The following is a 4,561-nucleotide window of genomic DNA, read 5'->3' as shown; positions in this document are numbered from 1 at the left end:
CATGCAATTCCTTCTGGCAGGCTCTCAATTTTTGTTGGAATCAGGCCTTTTCAAGTGGAATGAGGAAGAGCGGGTGAAACAAGTGCTTTCTCTACAGGCAATTATTGAGAGGTCTTTAGGGTCTGTTCCGGGATCCTTTTCATTCATTTAGCCCTTCAAAACACTTATATTTTTTTAGCTTTTATTGACCGACGGTCGGTCGCAACCAATAAAGGAGTGAAGAATATGATTTCGAATTACAAGTATAACCCAAAACTCTATTTCTTTACGGTGTTTACAGTAACCTATACCCTCTGGTTTGCCGGAGCCTGGGTAAGTTTTCAGGATGGTATAAGCGGACTGTATATGCTTTTTATGCTGCTTGGAATGATTGCGCCGTTTATCATCTCGGCGGTAATGATTGCAGCATCCAAAAATTCCGGTTTAAAAAAGGATTTTATCAACCGGCTTATTAATCCGAGGTTGATACAGGTGAAGATGCTGCCGGCATTTCTTTTAATAATGCCTTTATCTGTACTGGCCTCCATCGCCCTTTCGCTGCCCTTTGGAGGATTGGTCTCTCAATTCCAATTTGCAGAAGGATTCTCTTTTTCAACGGGTTTCGTCCCGGTATTGCTCCTGCTTTTGCTTGCCGCTGCTTTTGAAGAGCTTGGCTGGAGAGGATATGCGTTCGACAGCCTGCAGAGCAGGTATAACCTGTTTACCGCGTCAATCATATTCGCCATACTCTGGTCACTCTGGCACTTTCCCCTCATTTTTGTGAAAAACTCCTACCAGTATGAAATTTTCCACCAGAGCGCCTGGTTTGGGCTGAACTTTTTTGTAAGCATCATCCCTATGGGAGTGATCATCAGTTGGATTTGCCTGAAAAACAGAAAGAGTGTTGCCGCGGCGATTCTCTTCCACTTTCTTGTCAACATGTCACAGGAATTGTGGGCTATAACCCAGACGACAAAATGTATTCAAACCGTGGTCCTGGTTATAATTGCCGCTGTTATTGTGGTGTTTGACAAGGAGATGTTTTTTCATAACAAACGCCCTCCAGTTGTGGAATGCGGCAAAACTCAGACCTGGCTTCTATAAGTCTGTATAAAGGGAGGTAAAGAAAGATGAATGTTCAGGATAAATCATACAAAAGATTTCTTATTATCTGGCTGGGGCAGCTGATGTCGGCCATTGGAAGCGGGCTTACCGCTTTCGCACTGGGTGTGTTTGTTTTTCAGAAGACCCAATCGGCGACGAATTTTTCCTTAATCATTCTTTTTGCCTTTTTGCCGACATTCATTTTGCTGCCCTTTGGGGGAGTACTGGCAGACAGGTTTAACCGCAAGAAAATGATGATAATCGGGGATGCGGGCGCTATAACCGGTTTATTATTCATTCTGCTGGTCATGATATCGGGCAGTATAGAGATTTGGCATATATATGTTGGAGTGGCACTGAGTTCGGTATTCGCAGCTATTCAAAACCCCTCTTATAAGGCGGTTGTCACCGACCTGGTTTCAGAAGAGATGTATTCCCGGGCAAGCGGGCTTATCCAATTGGCAGGGTCGGCACAATATCTTATATCTCCGATTATTGCAGGATTCCTGATGAGTATTTTTGACATTAAACTGGTTTTGATAATTGATATCATGACCTTCTTGATTGCCGCAGCGGCAGTATTTGTGGTTAAAAAGCAGGATGCCGCTCCCTTAAAGCAGGAAAAACCGGAATTTTTGCGTGATATGTCCGAGTCATTTCACTACCTTATATCCCAGCAGGAAGTTTTATGCCTGGTTTTATTAACAACAATGGTTTGCTTTTTTGTGGGGTTGCTGCAATCGTTATTTGGGCCCATGATGTTGTCACTGACCAATTCCAGAATTCTGGGTATGACTCTTTCTGTATCGGCGTCAGGGATGCTGGTAAGCAGCCTGATTATCGGCATATTCGGAATACGAAAAAACAAGGTGTTAACACTTGCATGGTCTCTTGCGCTGGCGGGGCTGTTTTATGCCCTTATGGGCCTTTTTACTGCAGTTGCCTTGATCATGGTTTTTGGGTTCCTCTTTTTCAGTACACTTCCGTTTCTGAATACAAGCCTGGAGGTCCTCATTCGCAGCAATGTAGACAATGCAAAGCAGGGCAGGATATGGTCCATGGTTTACGCAATTTCACAAGCAGGTTATATATTAGCTTTTGGATCAGCTGGTTTTTTAGCCGACCACCTGTTTAATCCGCTTTTTTATTCAGGTGGGGCGCTTAGCCAAACTATCGGGCAAGTTATTGGGACAGGACAGGGAAGGGGCATCGGTTTTCTGTTCGTAATTTCCGGATTGCTGGTTTCCACCCTGGCCCTTATTATCGGGCGGGTTAAGAAAATAGGCGCATTGGAGTTAAAAACTGTTGGGCAATAACAGAAATGAAGCTTTTTGACAAAGAGGAAAATGGAATGAAATTATTGAGAGTGATTCTGAAAAGTATATTGAGTATATTTATTTTATTGATACTGGCATCAGTGGGGACAATGATGTGGTTTTTTTGACTAAAAAGAGTTCCCCAGGTATTTATCGAATCTGAAACTAGGCTTTTACCTGGTTTGTTAGTAAAGGAGAGTGAATTAAAATTTACAAACTACTAATACTATTCTAAATAAAAAAAGGTACGGTGTGGTAATGAGTAATCAAGTTATATTGTGGTCTATGATAATTCTGCCATGGTTTACTTTGTTTTTCATGAGAAAAGAAGATATTAAGCGTTTAATGCCTGTCGGTTTATTCGCAGTGCTAACAAGTATTATCGTGGTAGAGGCAGGACAAACCCTGGGGTGGTTTGTTTATGGAGAAACAGCATATCCATTAAAAACCCCATCTTATATTTTTGGACTAAACATAATCACTACAATTTGGCTGTTATACTTTACTTATGGTCGATTTTGGACTTACTTAGCAATAGACATAGTGCTAAACTTTGGATTCATTTATTTATTTCATGTCTATTTTTTAGGTAGCAGGGGGATTTTTTATGAAGTGGGTATAACCCCTTTGCAAAATGTACTATATGCTACTATCCATGGGATTTTAACGTATGGCTATCAAGTATGGCAGGAAGGAGCGTTAAAACAGGCTGAACGAACTAGAACGCATATGCAGCCGGTTTTAGCAAAACCACTCACTAAAGATCAAGGTTCCCCCCGTGAAGATGACCAATAATGTAAAACAAGAATGCTCGAGGTCTCGTATCGAACAAAAAACAGAATACCGTCACTTTAACTGACGGAAATATGAGAGGCTAAGCATCAAGCAGGTTCTCCATACGTTTAAGGTAGAGCACTTCAACATAGACAATAATTACCTGGCTCATAATCTTATTACTTAGCTTTGAGTAATAAATCATCGGTAATCTCTGCGATCCGGTTAACATTGTTTATATAAATAAAGTGAGTGCCGTCGAGTATTTCATATTTTGCGTGCCCGCCAATTCGCTCAAGATGTTTATGGTTTTCCTGGGGCGTCATATTAATCTTCTCAAGATTGTATTGCCATCCCGTGTGATCTTTCCCGAGCCTGAAATAATATGGACAGCCGGATATTTGCCTTCATTACCTGCAGGAATGGTCATGGTGCCTTTTAACGCATATTTGCCGCTTACAGTTACCTTTTCCTCAACAAAACTGACGCTCATATATATCATCCCCTGAATACTATTATAAACTGTATTTATCAATAAATACCGGTAAAGTCAAGGGCGCTTGTTGCTTCGGCAAAGCCCGGCTCCCCGGGAGATTTGCGATATCCTGTATCTGATTTTCCAGCCCGGCCAGCGCAGAGTTTACATTTACTGGTGCTGCCTTGAAGCTTTTGAATTATGGTGCTACAATGTGATTATTTCCATAACGGTATTTTCAAAAATTAATTGCGGAAGTGATATAAATGCATAGGATTTTACTCCTTGAGGACGACCTCAGCCTGATTGACGGGTTGGAGTTCTCTCTTCGGAAAAACGGTTTTGAAGTTGACGTCGCCAGAACCGTCAAAGAAGCCCTGTCACAGCTTGCGGTGCAAAAATACGATTTGCTGCTCCTTGATCTGACGCTGCCTGACGGCAGCGGTTTTGAAATTTGCAGAAAAGCGAGGCAGACATCGAATGTGCCGATTATTTTTCTGACTGCCTCCGACGAGGAAGTAAATGTGGTCATGGGGCTTGACATGGGCGGGGACGACTATATCACCAAGCCCTTTAAGCTTAACGAGTTAGTATCCAGGATCAACGCGCTGCTGCGCCGCGCGGGCATTTCGAAGGATTTGCGTACAGAGCTGAAATCAAACGGAATAACTGTTAGGCTTGACGAAAACCGGGTGCTGAAAGACGGGCTTGAGATCGAGCTCACCGTCGTGGAGTACCGTCTCTTATGCCTTTTGATGCAAAATCCCAATAATGTCCTGACCAGGGCAGTCTTACTGGACAAGCTTTGGGACGGGAGCGGCAGCTTTGTTGACGACAATACGCTGTCAGTCTATGTGCGGCGGCTGCGGAGCAAGATAGAGGACGATCCGGAAAATCCAATGTATTTATTAAC

5 protein-coding genes are annotated in these 4,561 nt (G+C 42.8%); 4 read left to right on the top strand and 1 reads right to left on the bottom strand.

The genetic code is table 11. The annotated features are described in order from the left end of the window. The first annotated feature begins 225 nt into the window (after positions 1–225). The 3 genes from NC238_07645 (at position 226) to NC238_07635 (ending at position 3,194) form a co-directional block, all read left to right on the top strand. Positions 226–1,083 carry a CPBP family intramembrane metalloprotease gene (locus NC238_07645; protein MCM1565813.1) on the top strand — a complete coding sequence of 286 codons (858 nt, stop codon included), beginning with the start codon at positions 226–228 and terminating at the stop codon, positions 1,081–1,083. 26 nt (positions 1,084–1,109) lie between these two features. Further along, positions 1,110–2,399 carry an MFS transporter gene (locus NC238_07640; protein MCM1565812.1) on the top strand — a complete coding sequence of 430 codons (1,290 nt, stop codon included), beginning with the start codon at positions 1,110–1,112 and terminating at the stop codon, positions 2,397–2,399. A 258-nt stretch (positions 2,400–2,657) separates the two neighbouring features. Continuing rightward, a complete protein-coding gene (locus tag NC238_07635; protein ID MCM1565811.1) occupies positions 2,658–3,194 on the top strand; it encodes a hypothetical protein in 537 nt (178 codons plus the stop codon). A 301-nt stretch (positions 3,195–3,495) separates the two neighbouring features. On the opposite strand, the gene NC238_07630 is transcribed toward NC238_07635, so the two are convergent. Continuing rightward, positions 3,496–3,666, bottom strand: coding sequence for a hypothetical protein (locus NC238_07630; GenBank protein MCM1565810.1), 171 nt, complete (start codon positions 3,664–3,666; stop codon positions 3,496–3,498). Between the two features lie 248 nt (positions 3,667–3,914). Here NC238_07630 and NC238_07625 point away from each other — a divergent pair. After that, a partial coding sequence (locus NC238_07625; GenBank protein MCM1565809.1) for a response regulator transcription factor occupies positions 3,915–4,561 on the top strand: 647 nt, incomplete at its 3' end.

It is taken from the genome of Dehalobacter sp., from assembly GCA_023667845.1.
Taxonomy (GTDB): Bacteria; Bacillota; Desulfitobacteriia; order Desulfitobacteriales; family Syntrophobotulaceae; genus Dehalobacter.
This window is presented reverse-complemented; position numbering and strand designations above follow the sequence as displayed.

Bases quoted from the DNA above. Each gene is read 5' to 3' on its own strand.
- NC238_07645 (MCM1565813.1), top strand. From the start codon at position 226: ATGATTTCGAATTACAAGTATAACCCAAAACTCTATTTCTTTACGGTG.
- NC238_07640 (MCM1565812.1), top strand. From the start codon at position 1,110: ATGAATGTTCAGGATAAATCATACAAAAGATTTCTTATTATCTGGCTG.
- NC238_07635 (MCM1565811.1), top strand. From the start codon at position 2,658: ATGAGTAATCAAGTTATATTGTGGTCTATGATAATTCTGCCATGGTTT.
- NC238_07630 (MCM1565810.1), bottom strand. From the start codon at position 3,666: ATGAGCGTCAGTTTTGTTGAGGAAAAGGTAACTGTAAGCGGCAAATAT.